Source organism: Aeromonas lusitana (assembly GCF_002812985.1).
Taxonomy (GTDB): Bacteria; Pseudomonadota; Gammaproteobacteria; order Enterobacterales; family Aeromonadaceae; genus Aeromonas; species Aeromonas lusitana.
This window is the reverse complement of record NZ_PGCP01000015.1, coordinates 128334-146889: the sequence shown is the minus strand read 5'-3', so window position 1 is coordinate 146889 and position 18556 is coordinate 128334. Positions and strand designations below refer to the sequence as shown.

General features: G+C 61.5%; 14 protein-coding genes. 2 read left to right on the top strand and 12 right to left on the bottom strand.

The window, feature by feature from the left end:
• Positions 1-303: 303 nt before the first annotated feature.
• Positions 304-765 carry a transcriptional regulator AsnC gene (gene asnC / locus CUC44_RS11090; protein WP_042870194.1) on the bottom strand — a complete coding sequence of 154 codons (462 nt, stop codon included), beginning with the start codon at positions 763-765 and terminating at the stop codon, positions 304-306.
• 153 nt (positions 766-918) lie between these two features.
• On the opposite strand from asnC, the gene asnA reads away from it, so the two are divergent.
• Positions 919-1917 carry an aspartate--ammonia ligase gene (gene asnA / locus CUC44_RS11085; RefSeq protein ID WP_100860016.1) on the top strand — a complete coding sequence of 333 codons (999 nt, stop codon included), beginning with the start codon at positions 919-921 and terminating at the stop codon, positions 1915-1917.
• Positions 1918-2201: 284 nt separating this feature from the next.
• On the opposite strand, the gene CUC44_RS11080 is transcribed toward asnA, so the two are convergent.
• The 6 genes from CUC44_RS11080 to rluD form a co-directional block, all read right to left on the bottom strand.
• Positions 2202-3119, bottom strand: a complete 918-nt coding sequence (locus tag CUC44_RS11080; protein ID WP_100860015.1) for a c-type cytochrome — start codon at positions 3117-3119, stop codon at positions 2202-2204.
• On the bottom strand, positions 3116-3739 hold the full coding sequence (locus CUC44_RS11075; RefSeq protein ID WP_100860014.1) for a c-type cytochrome: 624 nt from the start codon (positions 3737-3739) through the stop codon (positions 3116-3118). Before CUC44_RS11075 ends, CUC44_RS11080 begins: the two co-directional genes overlap by 4 nt.
• Before the next feature lie 206 nt (positions 3740-3945).
• Positions 3946-4767, bottom strand: a complete 822-nt coding sequence (locus tag CUC44_RS11070; protein ID WP_100860013.1) for an MBL fold metallo-hydrolase — start codon at positions 4765-4767, stop codon at positions 3946-3948.
• A gap of 59 nt (positions 4768-4826) precedes the next feature.
• Positions 4827-7403 carry an ATP-dependent chaperone ClpB gene (gene clpB / locus CUC44_RS11065; RefSeq protein ID WP_100860012.1) on the bottom strand — a complete coding sequence of 859 codons (2577 nt, stop codon included), beginning with the start codon at positions 7401-7403 and terminating at the stop codon, positions 4827-4829.
• Positions 7404-7601: 198 nt separating this feature from the next.
• Positions 7602-8339 (bottom strand): peptidoglycan editing factor PgeF, encoded by a 738-nt coding sequence (pgeF, locus tag CUC44_RS11060; protein ID WP_100860011.1) that lies wholly within the window; start codon positions 8337-8339, stop codon positions 7602-7604.
• A gap of 119 nt (positions 8340-8458) precedes the next feature.
• A complete protein-coding gene (rluD, locus tag CUC44_RS11055; protein WP_100860010.1) occupies positions 8459-9439 on the bottom strand; it encodes a 23S rRNA pseudouridine(1911/1915/1917) synthase RluD in 981 nt (326 codons plus the stop codon).
• Positions 9440-9555: 116 nt separating this feature from the next.
• Here rluD and CUC44_RS11050 point away from each other — a divergent pair, with 116 nt between their 5' ends.
• Positions 9556-10311: an outer membrane protein assembly factor BamD gene (locus tag CUC44_RS11050; protein ID WP_208621058.1), complete on the top strand. Its 756-nt coding sequence runs from the start codon at positions 9556-9558 to the stop codon at positions 10309-10311.
• A gap of 179 nt (positions 10312-10490) precedes the next feature.
• On the opposite strand, the gene CUC44_RS11045 is transcribed toward CUC44_RS11050, so the two are convergent.
• From CUC44_RS11045 to CUC44_RS11025, 5 genes are all read right to left on the bottom strand, one after another.
• Positions 10491-11819, bottom strand: a complete 1329-nt coding sequence (locus CUC44_RS11045) for a CoA-disulfide reductase (RefSeq protein ID WP_100860008.1) — start codon at positions 11817-11819, stop codon at positions 10491-10493.
• Positions 11820-11902: 83 nt separating this feature from the next.
• Positions 11903-13303, bottom strand: a complete 1401-nt coding sequence (locus CUC44_RS11040) for an L-cystine transporter (RefSeq protein ID WP_100860007.1) — start codon at positions 13301-13303, stop codon at positions 11903-11905.
• A gap of 161 nt (positions 13304-13464) precedes the next feature.
• Entirely contained in the window at positions 13465-14757 is a 1293-nt protein-coding gene (locus CUC44_RS11035; RefSeq protein ID WP_100860006.1) for an L-cysteine desulfidase family protein, read from the bottom strand.
• Positions 14758-15128: 371 nt separating this feature from the next.
• On the bottom strand, positions 15129-16613 hold the full coding sequence (gene pntB, locus CUC44_RS11030; protein ID WP_100860005.1) for a Re/Si-specific NAD(P)(+) transhydrogenase subunit beta: 1485 nt from the start codon (positions 16611-16613) through the stop codon (positions 15129-15131).
• Positions 16614-16624: 11 nt separating this feature from the next.
• Positions 16625-18151: a Re/Si-specific NAD(P)(+) transhydrogenase subunit alpha gene (locus CUC44_RS11025; protein ID WP_100860004.1), complete on the bottom strand. Its 1527-nt coding sequence runs from the start codon at positions 18149-18151 to the stop codon at positions 16625-16627.
• Between the last annotated feature and the right edge of the window lie 405 nt (positions 18152-18556).

Sequence of the window (18556 nt, the reverse complement as noted above, 5' to 3'; positions counted from 1 at the left end):
GACCCTCTAGTCACAGCGCTTATAAGGCAGTCAAAGTTGCTGCATTTAAATAAAAAACATCGTATTTAGTCTTTAAAATGACTCTATAACAGCTACTTGAACTGCCTGTTTGGCAACGCAAACAAGGGGTCGGCGGCACAATCCGAGCGACTCCAGCCCACTCAATCAACCCCTTGCAACTCACATCGCTCAGGCAGTGAATGGGCAGCCGTCAGCAAGTCCTGGCCCCGGTAGCAGCGGGCAAGCCGCACCAACCCCATGCAAGGGCGAGGCTTCCCGTCCTTGGCGTAAACGCCATTCCACTCAGGGTTTTACATCTCGCAGGATCGGGTTCTGCAAGGAGATCAGGGTCTCGGTGGACTGGATCTCGTCTATGGTCTGGATCTTGTGGATAAGCACGGTCTGCAACTCGTCGATGGAGCGGGTCATCACCTTCATAAAGATGCTGTAGTGGCCCGTGGTGTAATAGGCCTCCACCACCTCGTCCAGGGCCTGCAACTTGGCCAGGGCCGAGGGGTAATCCTTGGCGCTCTTGAGGTTGATGCCGATAAAGCAGCAGACGTCATAGCCCAGCTTCTTGGCATTCACCTGCACCCGGGTGCCCTCTATGATCCCCGCCTGCTTCATCTTCTCCACCCGCACATGAATGGTGCCCGGGCTGACCGCCAGTTGTTTTGCAAGCTCCGCATAGGGGATGCGCGCATTGTCCATCAGGGCGGTGAGGATGGCCTGATCGAGATTATCGATCCGATAATTTTCCGGCACTTTTTTGTACTCCCGTTAACGATATCTCAGTAACCTAGCTGTTATTTTGAAGAAAAAAACACGTAAAGCCTATTTCTATTATCGAATATTGAATTTAGTGCGCCATCTGTTGAAGAATCGCTACATCCAACGGGTTCAAGACAGGTATTTCCCATGAAACAGCACTACATTCGCAGCCAACAGCAGATCAGCTTCGTCAAAGAGATGTTCTCCCGCCAACTCGCCCAGCAGCTCGGCCTGATGGAGGTGCAAGCCCCCATCCTGAGCCGGGTCGGTGATGGCACCCAGGACAACCTCTCCGGCTGCGAGCATGCGGTGCAGGTCAAGGTGAAGACATTGCCTGAGCACAGCTACGAGGTGGTGCATTCCCTGGCCAAGTGGAAGCGCCAGACCCTGGGTCGCTTCGGTTTCGGCCCGGGCGAGGGCATCTACACCCACATGAAGGCGCTGCGCCCGGACGAAGACCGCCTCACCCCCATCCACTCCGTCTATGTCGATCAGTGGGACTGGGAGAAGGTGATGCCGAGCGAGCGCCGGGATCTGGCCTATCTGCAGGAGACGGTGCGCGGCATCTGGACCGCCATCAAGGCCACCGAGCGGGCGGTCTGCGCCGAGCACGAGCTGACTCCCTTCCTGCCAAGCGAGATCCAGTTCCTGCACAGTGAAGAGCTGCTGAGCCGCTACCCGGATCTCGACGCCAAGGGCCGCGAGCGCGCCATCGCCAAGGAGCTGGGGGCCGTGTTCCTCATCGGCATCGGCGGCGCCCTGTCTCACGGCGAGCGCCACGACGTGCGTGCCCCGGACTACGACGACTGGAGCAGCGAGAACGATCTCGGTCAGGGTCTTGCCGGTCTGAACGGCGACATCCTGGTGTGGAACCCGGTACTGGAAGACAGCTTCGAGATCTCCTCCATGGGGATCCGGGTGGACGCCGAGGCCCTGCGCCGCCAGCTCGCCACCACGGGGGACGAGGATCGCCTGCAATATGACTGGCACCAGGCCCTGCTGGCAGGCGAGATGCCCCAGACCATAGGCGGCGGCATCGGCCAATCCCGCCTCGCCATGCTGCTGCTGCAAAAAGAGCACATCGGCCAAGTGCAAGTAGGCGTCTGGCCGGCAGAGATGAAAGCCAGCATCCCAGGCATGCTGTAACGAATTGATTTGATTGCATCTGGTCTCGCGGCGCGAGAGCAGATGCGATAGCGAAGCTGGTCAGCCGGGGTGGAGAGCGTATCCCGGCTGACTGTAAGGCGGGCAGGGTCGCTGACCGTGCCCGCCGACCCCGGGGCTTGCCCCTGCGATCCGCTCAACCCACGTCAGATCGCATCGAATACATTCCTCTCGGCAATCCTCGGATTGCCGCTTTTTTTGCCCTCCCCACGCTATTTTGGCCAAGAAAAAGGGGGCCTGAACCCCCGTTTTCATTGCCACTTTCGTCAGTACGCCTTGCTGCCCAGCAGGTGACCATCCACCGGCGAGGCCAGCCCGTACTGGGAATACTTGCCGTGATACTCCCTGGTGGTCTGGCCGAGATCCCCCTTGAACCTGGGATCTTGTGGCCGCTCCTGACTGTTGATGTAGAAGGAGACGTCCCAGGCCTGCTGATCGCTCAGGCTCCCGCCCTGGGAGAGCGGCATGTTGCTCTTGATGAAGGCGGCGGCCTTGTCGATGCCGTGCATGCCCGCCCCCCAGTTGTAGCTCTCCTTGCCCCACAGCGGCGGGAACACATGCCGCCCGGCGACCTGCTTGCCCTCCCCGCTGGCGCCATGGCAATCGGCGCAACGTTCGACATAGACGGCTTGGCCACGCTGGAAGTCGGGCGCCTTGGCAGGCTCGGCCACCGCGAAGAAGTTGCGGCCCGGCAGCTTGTCGCTGATGGCAGCCCCGCTCGCCAGCCAGTAGGAGTAGGCCACCAGATCGCGAATTTCCTGGCTGTCATAGGCCGGCGGCTCGCCCCCCTTGGCGTTCATCGAGAACAGGAAGCAGCCCTGCAACCTGTCCTCATAGGTGTTCACCTTGTTGTTCTTCTTGCGATAGGCGGGGTAGGCGGGATAGGCCCCCCACAGCGGGCTGGCGCCGGCAATGATGCCGCTGCCCAGATGGCAGTTGCTGCATTGCAGGGCATTGTTCGGCTGGCCCTGCCCCTTGAGCTGCTGGGTGTTGACGAACAGGCTGTAGCCGCGCTTGATGGCCGCCCCCATCTCGCCGTCCGGCACCTTCGACCAGTCGGGCACCTGATGATACTGGCCATCCGGCGCCTTCTCGCCGAGGGGCACGCTGAACTGATCCTCGAACGTCTCGGCCTGGGCCAGACCCGCCAGCAGGCAGGTCATTAACAGAGAGAGAGTTTTCATTTCGCCACCCCCAGCGCCGCAAAGTAGTTGGCCACTGCATCCACCTCGGCATCGCTCAACGCCTTGGCGATGGCGGGCATGGAGCCCATGGCACCATCCGGACGCTTGTTCGCCTTCCAGTAGTGCAGTTGGCGCTTGAGGTAGGCGGGATCCTGGCCGGCGAGGCGCGGGAACAATGGACTCACGCCGACGCCGCTCGGCCCATGGCAGGCGACGCAGGCGGGCAGGTTGCGATCCGGCTTGCCGGCCAGGGCCAGCCGCTCACCGGCTTCCATGTCACCCGGCCACTTGTCGCCGCTCCAGTGCAGCGGGACCGTCTTGGCCTCGGCCTGGCCGGCGAAGTGCTTGGCGGCGCGGGCAATCTGATCGTCGCTGAGTTGATAGATGATGGGATTCATGAAATCGCTGACCCGCTTGCCACTGCGAAAGGCGCGCAGTTGTTCGCTGATATAGGCTTCGGACTGCCCCCACAGGTTGGGGATGTTCGGCTCCTTGGGGACGCCGTTCATGCTGTGACAGGTGGCGCAGATCTCGGGCACGTCCTGGACGGCTTGCGCCGCCAGTACCCACTGGGGGCTCAAACTGGCCCAGAGCAGGAGGAGTGAGCAGGGTAGTTTCATCGGCAAAGGATCCCTCTTCTGAAAATAACAACATAGTCATTAGTGGTTTACAGAATAGCATCCTTGTCCGGCGAGGCATAAACAGCTCCTCTCGAGGCCTTTTTGAGCGGGGAATACAAAAACGCCAGCCCTAGGGCTGGCGATCCGCACGGGGCAGAGTGCCGAGCACTCACCCCATTACGCGAAGTACCGACGCGATACCCCGCTCAGCAGAAGCGATATTCAAACCCCGCCCCTATGTGGGTTTGCCGCGGCAGCCCTTTCTTCCGGTCACCGGTGCAGTGGCAGGCAAAGAGCTGCCCTACCCCTTCTTGCTCCAGATACGTACCCAGCGCCCTGGCACGGCCCGCACCCGAGAACTTCAGATGCAGGCCGCCGATGATGGCGTGCACCCGCTCATCGCCGCAGACCTCTTTGGCCCGCTGGACAATATTCTCGACCCCGGCATGGCCGCAGCCGATAAAGATGATGAGCCCCTGCTCACCCTTGCAGGCCATGGCGGAATCATCGCTGATGAGATCCTTCTCCACTCGCCCGCCACGCACTATGTAGCCGAGCAGGGAGGGCTTGGCCCGATCCCGCCTCAGAATAGATCCCAGAAACACCAGGCGATCGGACAACCAGACCGGTGCGGCCGAGCACTGGGGGATCAACCCCCTCGCAGCCAGGGCCGAGGGCTCAAGCCGCCCCGAGAGGCGATATAAGTTGAATCGCCGCAACGGCAGCGGCAGGAAATAACCCCGTTCATGAAATACGTCCGGGCAGGCGATCAGGGGAATGGGCTCGGCATAGGGTGGTAGCGCGCCGACGCCGCCCACGTGATCGTAATGGCCGTGGGACAGCACCACATGGGAGAGGGAAGCGAGATCCACGCCCATCGCCTCGGCATTGGGGCGCAAAGCCCGCCCTCTACCACTATCGAACAACACCCGCAGGCCATCACACTCCAGCAGTAAGGCCAGCCCTCTCTCAGGCACACAAGCCGGGTGATGAACCTCGTCATCCACCAGCACAGAAAACTTGATCATCTCACCTCCCTGAAAACAAAAACGCAGGCGCGAGGCCTGCGTTTTCATCGATAACACCCTTATGGCTGACTCATGGTGAGCCCATTGCTGTCGGCTCCCAGCAGCAGCTTCTTGCCGGGAATGACCCGACCACTGAGCAGGGCCTGGGCCAGCGGGTTCTCCACCTTCTGCTGGATCGCCCGCTTGAGGGGACGCGCCCCGTAGACGGGATCGAAACCGGCGTGCACCAGCTTGGTCAGCAGATCCTCGCTCACCTCCACCTCGAAGCCCTGGGACTCCAGACGCCCCATCAGGCTCTTGAGCTGGATGCGGGCGATGGACTTGATGTGATCCTCGCCAAGCGGATGGAACACCACAGTCTCGTCGATCCGGTTGATGAACTCCGGACGGAAGCTGCGAGTCAGCAACTCCATCAGCAGGGACTTCATCTCCTCATAGTCCTTCTCGGCATAGTGCTCCTGGATGAGATCCGAGCCGAGGTTGGAGGTCATGATGACCACCGTATTACGGAAGTCCACGGTGCGGCCCTGACCATCGGTCAGGCGACCGTCGTCCAGCACCTGCAGCAGGATGTTGAACACATCCGGGTGGGCTTTTTCCACCTCGTCCAGCAGGATCACCGAGTAGGGGCGACGGCGTACCGCCTCGGTCAGATAACCGCCCTCTTCATAACCCACGTATCCCGGAGGCGCCCCCACCAGACGGGCCACGCTGTGCTTCTCCATGAACTCGGACATGTCGATGCGCACCATGGCGTCCTGGGTATCGAACAGGAACTCCGCCAGCGCCTTGCACAGCTCTGTCTTGCCCACCCCGGTCGGACCGAGGAACAGGAAGGAGCCGATGGGGCGGTTCGGATCCGACAGCCCGGCGCGGGAGCGGCGAATGGCGTTGGAGACGGCGTCCACCGCCTCTTCCTGACCGATCACCCGGCTGTGCAGCTGATCTTCCATCCGCAGCAGCTTGTCCCGCTCCCCTTCCAGCATCCGCGACACCGGGATACCGGTCCAGCGCGCCAGCACGTCCGCGATCTCCACATCGGTGACCCGGTTGCGCAGCAGACTGGTCTCCTGCATCTCGGCCTGAGTGGCGAGATCCAGTTGTTTCTCCAGCTCAGGGATGCGGCCGTACTGCAGCTCGGACATGCGGGCGAGATCCCCTGCCCGGCGCGCCACTTCCAGATCCTGACGAGCCTGCTCCAGCGCGGCCTTGATGTGCTGGGTGCCGGCAAGGGCAGCCTTCTCGGCCTTCCACACCTCTTCCAGCTCGTTGTATTCCCGCTCTTTTTCGCCGAGCTCCTGGTTGAGCAGATCCAGACGCTTGCGACTGGCGTCGTCGTCTTCCTTCATCAGTGCCTGCTGCTCCAGTTTCAGCTGGATGATACGCCGCTCCAGCCTGTCCAGTGACTCCGGTTTGGAGTCGATCTGCAGCCGGATGCTGGCCGCCGCCTCGTCGATGAGATCGATGGCCTTGTCCGGCAGCTGGCGATCGGCGATGTAACGATGAGACAGCTGGGCCGCCGCGACTATGGCCGGATCCGTGATCTGCACGTGGTGGTGCAGCTCGTAGCGTTCTTTCAGGCCACGCAGTATGGCGATGGTGTCCTCCACCGAGGGCTCCTCCACCAGCACCTTCTGGAAGCGGCGCTCCAGGGCGGCATCTTTTTCCACGTACTGACGATACTCGTCCAACGTCGTGGCACCGACGCAGTGCAGCTCACCGCGCGCCAGGGCGGGCTTGAGCATGTTGCCAGCATCCATGGCCCCCTCGCCCTTGCCGGCGCCGACCATAGTATGCAGCTCATCCACGAACAGGATGACGCTGCCCTCCTCCTTGGCGAGATCGTTCAGGACCGCCTTGAGGCGCTCCTCGAACTCGCCGCGATACTTGGCACCGGCCACCAGGGCCCCCATATCGAGGGACAGCACCCGCTTGTTCTTGAGCCCCTCCGGCACCTCGCCGTTGATGATGCGCTGGGCCAGCCCCTCGACAATGGCGGTCTTGCCCACACCGGGGGCACCGATCAGCACAGGGTTGTTCTTGGTACGACGCTGCAGCACCTGGATGGTGCGGCGGATCTCTTCATCACGGCCGATGACGGGGTCGAGCTTGCCGAGCTCGGCCCGTTCGGTGAGATCGATTGTGTATTTCTCCAGCGCCTGGCGATTCTCCTCGGCGTTGGCGTCATCCACCTTCTTGCCACCACGCACCTTGTCGATGGCGGCTTCGAGTTTTTCCTTGGTCAACCCCTGGGCGCGCAGCAGCTCACCGAGCGTGCCCTTCTCGTCGAGGGCAGCCAGCACGAACAGTTCGGATGAGATGAACTGATCCTTGCGCTGCTGGGCCAGCTTGTCACAGACGTTCAGCAGGCGGCCGAGGCCATTGGAGAGCTGCACGTCCCCCTCGACACCGCTGACGCGGGGCAGGCGATCGAGCTCTTCACCCAGGCGCGAGCGCAGGGCGTTGATATCCAGCCCGGTCAGGGTCAACAGCGGGCGAATGGAGCCACCATCCTGGTTGACCAGGGCGGTCATCAGATGGACAGGTTCGATAAATTGATGATCACGACCCAGTGCCAATGACTGGGCGTCGGAAATAGCGACTTGGAATTTGCTGGTCAGGCGATCGAGGCGCATTGCACTCCCCCTCTTCAGACAGACGCCGCACAGGCGGCAACAACAGAACTTTCTGACAAGGAAGATGCGGTCTTGGAATGGAATTTCAAGGGGTGGCTGTTTATTTTTCCCTCAATAGCGGTGCCAAAAGAGCGCCGCCCTGCATCACAGGGCGGCGCCGGGCAAGGCTCTCCTGGGTATCGGCGAGCGCCTCGCGGTTTATTCCGCCAGCCAGATGATGGAGGCCATGCGGCCGGTTTGGCCGTCACGGCGATAGGAGTAGAAACGCTCGGGATCGCTGAAGGTACAGTGCTCGCCACCGTAGACGGCGGTCACGCCGGCGCGGGCCAGCCGCAACCTGGCCAGCTGGTAGATATCCGCCAGCCACTTGCCCTCGTTGGCCGACGGCACGAAGGCCGCGGTGGCCTCGACCTGCTCGGCCATAAAGGCATCGCGCACCTCACCCCCCACCTCAAATGCGGTGGGACCTATGGCCGGGCCGAGCCAGGCGAGAATGTCGTTCGGCTCGCAGCCCATGGCCGCTATGATCGCCTCCAATACCCCTGCTTGCAGACCGCGCCAACCGGCGTGGGCGGCTGACACCCGGGTACCGGCCTTGTCACAGAACAGCACGGGCAGGCAATCGGCGGTCATGACGATACAGGCCAGCCCGGCTTGCAGGGCACAGGCGGCATCCGCATCCGGCGCCGCGCCGTAGTCATTGCTGACGGGATGGACGGCGACGCCGTGCACCTGATTGAGCCAGTTGAGCCGACCTGGAATGTGTGCGGCCTGTTGCAGCAGGGCCCGGTTCGCCTCGACCCTCGTGGGCTCGTCACCCACATGGGCACCCAGGTTCAGACCCTGAAAGACCCCCTCGCTGATGCCACCATCCCGGGTGGTCGACAGCGCCCGTACCTTGGCCGGGGCCGGCCAGTCCGGTTCGATCCAGTTCATCTGCGACTCCTTATCTCAATTCATATGAAAACGGGGCTCCTCATCAAGTAGAGAGGAAGCCCCGTTTGGGATCTTATATGGGCCCGGTTACGGCAAAAACCGACGCAGGCCAGCTGTTATCAGCTCCAGACCAGATCGTCCGGATTGGCCAGGGTATCTGCGCGCAGCACTTCCATCAGATCCAGCATGTCCTGCGGGGTGGCGGAGTGCCACTCCATGACTTCCCCCGTGATAGGGTGAGCCAGCTTCAGCATGGTGGCATGCAGTGCCTGACGGTTGAAGTTGCGCAGGGCCAGGGTCAGCTCGGGGGTCGCATTGCGCAGCAGGCGCAGACGACCACCGTAGGCGGGATCCCCTACCAGCGGGTGCTTGATGTGAGACATGTGCACCCGGATCTGGTGGGTACGACCGGTCTCGAGGCGCAGCCGCAGACGGGTGTGCCCACGGAACTTCTCGTGTACCCGATAGTGGGTCACGGACGGACGACCATTGGGCACCACAGCCATGTGGGTACGCTGGGTCGGATGACGGCCAATAGGGGCGTCAACGGTACCACCCGCGGTCATGTGACCGATGGCGACGGCTTCGTACTCACGGGTGATCTGGCGCGCCTGCAGCGCTTCCACCAGATGGGTCTGGGCCGGAATAGTCTTGGCCACCACCATCAAGCCGGTGGTGTCCTTGTCCAGACGATGCACTATACCGGCACGGGGCACCTCGGCGATGCCGGGGTAACGGTGCAGCAGGGCATTGAGGATGGTGCCATCCGGCGTGCCTGCACCCGGGTGAACCACCAGACCGGCCGGCTTGTCGATCACCAGAATGTGTTCATCTTCATAGACGATGTTGAGTTCGATGTTCTGGGCATCCCAACGGGTGTCATCTTCCAACTCGACATCTACATGCACCTGTTGCCCGGCCAGCACTTTCTCGCGCGGGGTATTGGCAACCTGACCGTCCAGGGTCACTCTGTCCTGTAAAATCCACTCCTTGATGCGGGTTCTGGAGTAGTCGGGAAACAATTCGGCCAGGGCCTGGTCGAGCCGTTGCCCGAATTGGTGATCCTGAAATTCGCCTGTCAGTTCAATATGCTGGCTCATGTATGGTCTCTTGAGCGGGGGTATCAATTCGAAATAATCCGGGTATTCTAGCTTTTCTTTTAGCCAAGCATAACGGATACTTTGCCAATTTCGTGGAAATGGACCGGATGTTGTTGATGGGAAAGAAGTCTCACCTGCTGATGTCACTCGCCTTGATCGCTACCCTGATCACTGGTTGTTCCAGCACCAAACCCAAGGTTCCCGACGAACCGCCGGAAGTTCTGTACCAACAGGCCCGTCTCAAGCTGGATACAGGTAACTACCTGAATGCCATCGAATTGCTGGAAGCGCTCGATTCCCGTTATCCCTTCGGTGCCTACTCGAACCAGGTCCAGCTCGACCTGATCTACGCCTACTACAAGCAGGACGATACCGCCCAGGCCATCGCCAATATCGACCGCTTTATTCGCCTCAATCCGGCGCATAAAAATATCGATTACGTCTTCTATCTGCGCGGTCTGACCAACATGGCGGCGGATTACAACTTCTTCCAGGACTTCCTGGGGATCAACCGGGACGACAAGGATCCTTCCTACGCCCGCCAGGCGTTCCAGGACTTCAAGACCCTGCTGCAGAACTACCCGAACAGCCAGTATGCGGCCGATGCCCGTGCCCGCATGATAGGTCTGAAGACCCGCCTGGCTCGTTACGATCTGAGCGTGGCAGAGTATTACGTCAAGCGTGATGCCCTGATCGCCGCCGCCAACCGCGCCAAGCTGATCGTCGAGACCTATCCCGACACGGTCGAGACGGAGAAGGCGCTGGAGATCATGGTCAACTCCTACGAGACCCTGAAGATGCCTACCCTGGCACGTCATGCTCGCGAAGTGCTGGCCAAGAACTACCCGGACAATCGCCTCGGCCGCAGCTGAGAACGTACTGTTCTGCAATGAAAAACCGGAGCCATTGGCTCCGGTTTTTTATGGGTTCGATAGCAACTCGGCGCGCTTGTCTGCCACCCTTCTCCCTCCCTGAGATGAGACGGAAGGAGGCTTGACGGTACTACCGCCGTCACTCCTCCTCGCCTCTCTGGCGACCTTATTTGGCCACCCTATTTGGCTACATTGCCCGCCACGTTCAGCACGTCCCAGGTGCGGGAGAAGGGTGGCGCATAGGCAAAGTCCAGCATGCCGAGCTGCTCGGTAGTGACCCCCATGGTGATGGCGACCGCCAGGGCATCGATGCGGTGTACCGCCCCCTTGCGGCCCAGGATCTGGCCGCCCAGCAGGCGCTTGCTACCCGCCTCATACACCAGCTTGACGTGGATATCGGACTGGCCGGGGCAGTAGTTGGTATGACACTTGTCCTTGATGACGACGGTGCGATAGTCGATACCCATCTGCTGGGCCTCTTTCTCAGACAGCCCAGTGCGACCCGCCTCCAGCCCCAACACCTTGAGCGCCGCCGAGCCTAGGGTGCCCGGGAATGCCTGCTCGGCCCCCGCCAGGTTCTCCCCCACCATGCGACCCAGCTTGTTGGCTATGGTGGCGAGGGGCACATAGACCTGCTGCTGCTTGACGCTGTGCCAGACGCTGGCGCAATCCCCCGCCGACCAGACGTTCGGCAGCGAGCTGCGGCCTTGCCTGTCCACCTCAATGGCGCCGTTGGCCAACCGCGCTATGCCGGTCTCGGCCAGGAACTCGGTGTTGGGTCTGACCCCGGTGCAGACCACCACGATATCGGCCTCGTACTCCCCCTGATTGGTGCGCACACCGCTCACCTGTCCTTCCCCCAGCAGGGCCTCGACTCGCTCGCCCAGATGCAGGGAGACACCCTGTTCGCGCAGTTCGGTCTCGATATGCTGGGTAATATCCTCGTCAAACGCATCCGGGATGACCCGCTCTGCCAGCTCGATGAGTCGCACCTCTTTCCCCTGATGGACCAGGGCCTCCACCATCTCCAGCCCGATGAAACCTGAGCCGATCACCACCGCCTTGCGTTTACTGGTATCCTGCACCGCCGCCTTGAGCGCCAGACCGTCGGCCATGCGGCGCAGGCCGAACACCCCTTCCTGCTGCAGGCCGGGGATGGGAGGCATGACTTCACGGGCACCTGTGGCGATCATCAGCCGATCGTAGTGGTCGCTAAAGGTATCGCCATTATGCTCGACGACCAGGGTCTGAGCCTTGGCATCCAGCGCGGTCACGCGATGACCTGTCTTGACCTCGATGCCCTTGGCGGCAAACTGCTCCACGCTGAACTCGGCCATGAAGCCCGGCTCCTGAAAATCGTCACCGACGAAGTAGGGCAGGCCGCAGGCACCGAAGGAGATCACCTCGGAGGCCTCATACACCACTATCTCGGCGTCCCTGGCCAGACGACGGGCCTTGGCGGCCGCACTCATGCCGGCGGCTTCGCCACCTATGATCACAATACGCATTGTTTGACTCCTGTAACGACGGGGGAGGCCTCGCCTCCCCCCTTGATATCTCTCTGTTCCAAATGCCTGGCTCAGGAAGCGGCTCAGACCAGGGACTCTTCCCCGTCCAGACTGACCTCGGCATCGCTGTTGAATACCGCCATGTCGGTCTGCCCCATCAAGCGGCTGGTGACGGTGCCGGCGGTAATGGAGCCGGAGACGTTGAGGGCGGTGCGGCCCATGTCGATGAGGGGCTCGATGGAGATGAGCAGGCCCGCCAGCGCCACCGGGAAGTCCAGGGCGGACAGCACGATCAGCGCCGCGAAGGTGGCGCCGCCGCCCACTCCGGCTACCCCGAACGAGCTGACCGTGATGATGGCGATGAGGGTCATGATGAAGCCGGGATCCATGGGATTGACCCCCACGGTCGGCGCTATCATCACCGCCAGCATGGCCGGGTAGATGCCGGCACAGCCATTCTGGCCTATGGTGGCGCCGAAGGAGGCGGCGAAGTTCGCGATCCCCTCAGGAATGCCAAGGGCCCGGGTCTGGGTCTGCACGTTCATCGGGATGGAGCCCGCACTGGTACGGGAAGTGAAGGCGAACGCCAGCACCGGCATGATCTTCTTCAGGAAGCGCAGCGGGTTGATGCCCACCAGGCTCACCAGCAGCAGGTGCACGGCGAACATGATGGCGATGGCACCGTAGGAGGCCAGCACGAAGTTCAGCAGGTTGAGGATGTCCGCATAGTTGGAGCCAGACACCACCTTGGCCATCAGTGCCAGCACGCCGTAAGGGGTGAGGCGCAGCACCAGGGTCACCATCCGCATCACGATGGCATGGGCGACCTGCATGAAGTGCTCGAAGCTCGCGAAGATCTCCGGCTTCTTGCGGGCGATGCCGGTGGCCGACAGGCCGATGAAGATGGAGAAGATCACCACGGCTATGGTGGAGGTCTTGCGGGCCCCCGTCATGTCGAGGAAGGGGTTGGCGGGGATGAACTCCAGCACCATTTTGGCGAAGGACATGCTCTCGACGCTGCCGAGGCTGGTCTGCAGGGCCGCGCCACGGGCGGTCTCGGCGGCGCCGGCGGTGAGCCCCTCGGCGGTCAGGCCGAACAGGTTGGACATCAGGATCCCAGCCCCGGCGGCGAGCATAGTAGTGAAGATCAGCACCCCTATGGTCATGGCGCTGATCTTGCCAAGGGCGGTGCCGCCGGAGAGCTTCAAGATGGCCCCTATGATGGAGACCATGATGAGCGGGATGATGATCATCTGCAGCAGCTTCACATAGCCGCTGCCGACAATGTCCAGGTAGTCGTTGGTCTGGAGCAGCACGTCCGAGCCAACGCCGTACAGCAGCTGCAGTGCCCCGCCAAACAGGATGCCCAGGCCCAGACCGGAGAAAACCCGGCGGGTGAAGCTGACGTGGGTTTGCTGCAGGCGATAGAGAAACAGCAGCAACATGACCAGGATGGCCAGATTACCGATAACGCTAAGTGTCATGATATTCCCCAAAATGACCGGGCCGGGCCCGAGGTGAGAGGACGAGCACCTCATGTGCCTGCGTCCTGAAACTGGCCGCGTCGTGGCGGCACGTCCCCCGGTATGGCCGGGGTGACGTCAAGAGCGGTAAAAACAGAGGGTGGCCTGCGCCACCCTCGTCATCAGCTGGCCTTGCCTTGCTGCTTGGCCCGCATGATGTTGATGATCTCGATGTCGGTATCCAGCATCCCCTGCTTGGAGAGGCGGCCCAGGTTGGCGATGGTCTGATCCACGTCGTCGGAGACGATGCCCTCGCTCTGGGGCACATGCAGGTTGTTGATCGCCATCAGGGAGGACTTGACCGCCGCCGAGGTGGAGGTGGAGACCTTCATGGAGCAGGCACTGCCCGCACCGTCGCAGATGATACCGGAAACGTCGCCAATCATGTTGTTGATGCAGTGGCTGATCTGCTCGAACTGGCCACCCAGCAGCCAGGTGATGGCGGCGCCCGAGCCCATGGCGGCGGTACTGGCGGCGCACAGGGCCGACAGCTTGTTCTGGTAGGCCTTGATGTAGATGGCCACCAGGTGGCTCATCACCAGGGCGCGGGTCAGCTGCTCGTCGCTCGCCTTGAGGAAGCGGGCGGCGGCGACCACCGGCATGGTGGCGGCAATACCCTGATTGCCGGAGCCGGAGTTGGACATGGCGGGCAGCATGGCGCCGTCCATGCGCGCGTCCGACGCGGCTGAAGAGAGGCGCATGGCCAGCGTCATCAGATCGTCCGACAGCAGCTTGCGCTCCACCTGTTCCGTCAGGATCTTGCCGATGCGCAGGCCATAGCCCTGCAGACCCTCGTCCGCCAGCGCCTGGTTCATGCTGGCCGCCTCGCGGATGAAGTCGATGTCAGCGAGCGGCACCTGCAGCGCGAAGTCGACTATCTCCCGCAGAGTCATGGTGGGCTTGTCGGACTTGGCGGGCTGGATCTGCACGCCGGGGGCGCTGGCCTGCTCCATCAGCACCTCGCCATCCTTCTCCAGCAGCACGATGCGGGTGTGATCGGTGCAGATCACCACCCGGGCGCTGTGGCCGTCCACCTCCGCCAGCACCTCGGCGTAGAGCACGTCCGGCACATCCTTGACGTCCACCTGGATGACGGGCAACAGCGCCTTGGCCGCCTCTACCTGAGCCGGGGTCAGGGTCTTCAACACCTCGAGACCAGCGTCCGGGTTGCCTCCCGTGATGCCGACGGCGGCGGCCACCGGCAGGCCTATCATGCCGGTGCCGGGCACGCCGACACCCATGCCGTTCTTGAACAGGTTGCCGCTGACCCAGACGCTGATGCGGGTCGGGGTTTCTCCCAGCAACTTGCGGCAGTTGGCCGCCGCCAGGGCGACCGACATGGGTTCGGTGCAGCCAAGGGCCGGTACCACTTCACGCTTGAGCAGGGTTATGAAATCGGTCCATTGTGCTTTCATCTGTGATGTCTCTGGTTCGCTATGCCGCTGGGCACATATTTCATGGTCGGATCCACCGCTGCGGTGGATAGGACTGGGGTGCCTGACTGACAGCCGTCATCCATGTAACTTTATTTGATTTTAATGACGTCGGAATCAAATAAAATTGAACCTGTTCGCCTTTTGTCGTCATTATGCCTTCCAGCAGGGGCAACGTCACCGGATTGCGATCCGGATCACAGCCAGCCTGGCTGCCTCGCCCTGTGCCATCCCCTCTCCCCTGCCCCGCCGAGCCGATGCAATGCGTTTGCCATCAAGGCGTTACCGATCGGCCCGAATCCCGGGCAATAAAAAAGGAGGCCGAAGCCTCCTTTTTACATTCCCGATAACGCTTACAGCGCCTTGAGGATCGCCTCGACGCTGGCCTTGGCATCGCCAAACAGCATCTGGGTGTTTTCCTTGAAGAACAGCGGGTTCTGGACACCGGCATAGCCAGTGTTCATGGAGCGCTTGAAGCCGATGACGTTCTGCGCCTTCCACACTTCCAGCACCGGCATGCCGGCGATGGGGCTGCCCGGATCTTCCATCGCGGCCGGGTTGACGGTGTCATTCGCACCGATCACCAGTACCACGTCGGTATCGTTGAAGTCGTCGTTGATCTCGTCCATTTCCAGCACGATATCGTACGGGACCTTGGCTTCCGCCAGCAGCACGTTCATGTGACCCGGCAGACGACCGGCAACAGGGTGGATACCGAAGCGCACCTTGACGCCGCGATCACGCAGCTTCTGGGTGATCTCGGCCACCGGATACTGAGCCTGCGCCACCGCCATGCCGTAGCCCGGGGTGATGATGACGGAGCTGGCATTTTTCAGCATGTCGGCCACGTCTTCGGCGTTGGTCTCGCGGTATTCGCCCAGCTCCTGGTCAGCCGTGGAGGCCACACCGTCGGAGCCAAAGCCACCGGCGATAACGGAGATGAAGGAGCGGTTCATCGCCTTACACATGATGTAAGACAGGATGGCACCGGAGGAACCCACCAGGGCACCCACCACGATCAGCAGGTCGTTGGAGAGCATGAAGCCCGCCGCCGCTGCCGCCCAACCTGAGTAGGAGTTCAGCATGGAGACCACGACCGGCATGTCGGCGCCGCCGATGGAGGCGACCAGATGCCAGCCAAACGCGAAGGCGATCAGGGTCATCAGCAGCAGTGCGAAGGTGGAGCCACCGGCGTTGACGAAGTGGATCATCAGCGCAAGGGAGACCAGCACGGCCAGCAGGTTCAGCTTGTGGCGATGGGGCAGTTGCAGCGGCTTGGAGGAGATGAGGCCACGCAGTTTGCCGAACGCCACTATGGAGCCGGTGAAGGTCACGGCACCGATAAAGACGCCTAAAAATACCTCGACCAGGTGGATGTTCAGCATGGCGCCGGACAGGTGCTCGACCTGGGCGACACTGGCCGCCTGCTCGAACGCCGCCCGGGCCGCGGCCAGGGTCGCATCCAGGTTGGAACCGACGGAGACTACCACCTCGGCGGGCGCAGACGGGTGCAGATCGATGAAGCTGTTGAAGCCCACCAGCACCGCCGCCATGCCCACGAAGCTGTGCAGCACGGCCACCAGCTCGGGCATCTCTGTCATCTCGACCTTGAGCGCCAGACGCACGCCGATGGCGCCGCCGATGACCATGGCCAGGATGATCCAGTGCACACCACTGGTTTCCGGGTTGAACACGGTCGCGAGCAGGGCGATGGCCATCCCCGCGATACCGAACAGGTTGCCATGCTTGGCCGTCTCTTGCTTCGACAGTCCCGCGAGACTGAGGATGAAGAGCACGGCGGCAACGATATAGGATGCTGTTACCAGTCCTTGAGACACGTTAAACCCCCTTAATCCTTACGGAACATCTTCAGCATGCGCTGAGTAACGGTGAAGCCACCGAAGATGTTGATACTGGCAATCAGCACGGCAATAAAGGCCAATACGGTGACCAGGGTCGACCCTTGCCCAATCTGCAGCAGGGCACCGACCACGATAATGCCGGAGATGGCATTGGTGACCGACATCAGCGGCGTGTGCAGGGAGTGGGAGACGTTCCACACCACGTAGTAACCGACCACGCAGGCCAGGATGAAGACGGTGAAGTGGGAGAGGAAGGCGGCAGGGGCCACCGCAGCCACCCAACCGAAGGCCGCGATGCCGAGGGCACCCCAGACGAACTTCTTGTTGGAGGGTTTCTTCTCTTCAGCCTTCTTCGGCGCAGCCTTGGCGGCCGGCTTTTGCGGCGCGGCAGAGACGGCGATAGGGGGCGGCGGGAAAGTCACGTCACCGGCCTGGATCACCGTCATGTTGCGCTGAACCACGTCCTCGAAGTCGATAGCAACGTTGCCGTCCTTCTCCTTGCACATCAGCTTCATCAGGTTGACCAGGTTGGTACCGTAGAGCTGGGAGGATTGGGCAGGCAGGCGGCCAGGCAGGTCGGTGTAACCGATCACCTTGACGCCATTCGGGGTCACGAACAGCTCGGTCGGCACTGTGTATTCACAGTTGCCGCCGGTGGCGGCCGCCAGATCCACGATCACCGAACCCGGCTTCATGCTGTCGACCATTTCTTTGGTGATCAGCTTGGGAGCGGGACGGCCCGGGATCAGGGCGGTAGTGATGATGATGTCCACTTCCTTGGCCTGCTGGGCAAACAGCTCCATCTCGGCCTTGATGAACTCATCGGACATGACCTTGGCATAACCATCGCTGGAGGCACCGTCTTCGCTGCCGAAGTCCAGCTTGAGGAATTCCCCCCCCATGGATTCGATCTGCTCGGCCACTTCCAGACGGGTGTCAAACGCACGCACGATGGCGCCGAGGGAACCGGCAGTACCGATGGCAGCCAGGCCGGCCACGCCGGCACCGATCACCAATACCTTGGCAGGGGGAACCTTGCCGGCGGCGGTGATCTGACCTGTGAAGAAGCGACCGAACTGGTGGGCGGCTTCGACCACGGCGCGGTAGCCACCTATGTTGGCCATGGAGGAGAGGGCGTCGAGGGACTGAGCACGGGAGATCCGCGGCACCATGTCCATCGCCATCACATTGATATTGCGCTCGGACAGCTTCTTGACCAGCTCGGGGTTCTGGGCAGGCCAGATGAAGCTCACCAGGGTGGCACCATCCTTAATTTGTGCGATCTCGGCGTCGGTCGGCGCATTGACCTTGAAGATGAGGTCGGCTTGCCAGACGCTCGGCACCACGCTGGCACCGGCAGCCTCGAAGGCGGCATCATCGAAGCTGGCCAGCAAGCCGGCACCGGCCTCGATGGCGACCTCGAAGCCGAGCTTTTTCAGCTGCTCGACGGTGGCCGGGGTCGCTGCGACCCGGGTCTCACCGGCGAGACTCTCTCTCGGTATTCCAATCTGCATGACTATTCCCTGATGGTTAATAAACAATCATTGCCCAGTCTCTCATGTCTGAGCAGACAAGGCATGACCAAAGTGCAGGTCACGGGCCCTTTGTTATGAAAATCAGCAGGCTTTACCTCAACCTCCTGTCATGGTCAGGCCCCCGCTTTTCAGGCGCGAAGGTGATTAGTATCAAATTTTGGAGTTTTATTACAACCGCAGCCCGGACGACACCGGTACAGATTTCAGCCCACTAAGGGCCATGATTAAAAAAAACAAACTAAATTAGCGACTTATACCAGCAAAAAGCGCTGAAAAAAGTGATCCAACCAGTCAAAAAAAATGTTTTGCCGGCCCTCTATCTTAGCGTTTTTTGTTCTTACGAAATCTGCCGTTGGCACATGGGATGAGACGAAGCGGAAAAAA

Bases quoted from the DNA above. Each gene is read 5' to 3' on its own strand.
- asnA (WP_100860016.1), top strand. From the start codon at position 919: ATGAAACAGCACTACATTCGCAGCCAACAGCAGATCAGCTTCGTCAAA.
- CUC44_RS11080 (WP_100860015.1), bottom strand. From the start codon at position 3,119: ATGAAAACTCTCTCTCTGTTAATGACCTGCCTGCTGGCGGGTCTGGCC.
- CUC44_RS11075 (WP_100860014.1), bottom strand. From the start codon at position 3,739: ATGAAACTACCCTGCTCACTCCTCCTGCTCTGGGCCAGTTTGAGCCCC.
- CUC44_RS11070 (WP_100860013.1), bottom strand. From the start codon at position 4,767: ATGATCAAGTTTTCTGTGCTGGTGGATGACGAGGTTCATCACCCGGCT.
- clpB (WP_100860012.1), bottom strand. From the start codon at position 7,403: ATGCGCCTCGATCGCCTGACCAGCAAATTCCAAGTCGCTATTTCCGAC.
- pgeF (WP_100860011.1), bottom strand. From the start codon at position 8,339: ATGAACTGGATCGAACCGGACTGGCCGGCCCCGGCCAAGGTACGGGCG.
- rluD (WP_100860010.1), bottom strand. From the start codon at position 9,439: ATGAGCCAGCATATTGAACTGACAGGCGAATTTCAGGATCACCAATTC.
- CUC44_RS11050 (WP_208621058.1), top strand. From the start codon at position 9,556: ATGGGAAAGAAGTCTCACCTGCTGATGTCACTCGCCTTGATCGCTACC.
- CUC44_RS11045 (WP_100860008.1), bottom strand. From the start codon at position 11,819: ATGCGTATTGTGATCATAGGTGGCGAAGCCGCCGGCATGAGTGCGGCC.
- CUC44_RS11040 (WP_100860007.1), bottom strand. From the start codon at position 13,303: ATGACACTTAGCGTTATCGGTAATCTGGCCATCCTGGTCATGTTGCTG.
- CUC44_RS11035 (WP_100860006.1), bottom strand. From the start codon at position 14,757: ATGAAAGCACAATGGACCGATTTCATAACCCTGCTCAAGCGTGAAGTG.
- CUC44_RS11025 (WP_100860004.1), bottom strand. From the start codon at position 18,151: ATGCAGATTGGAATACCGAGAGAGAGTCTCGCCGGTGAGACCCGGGTC.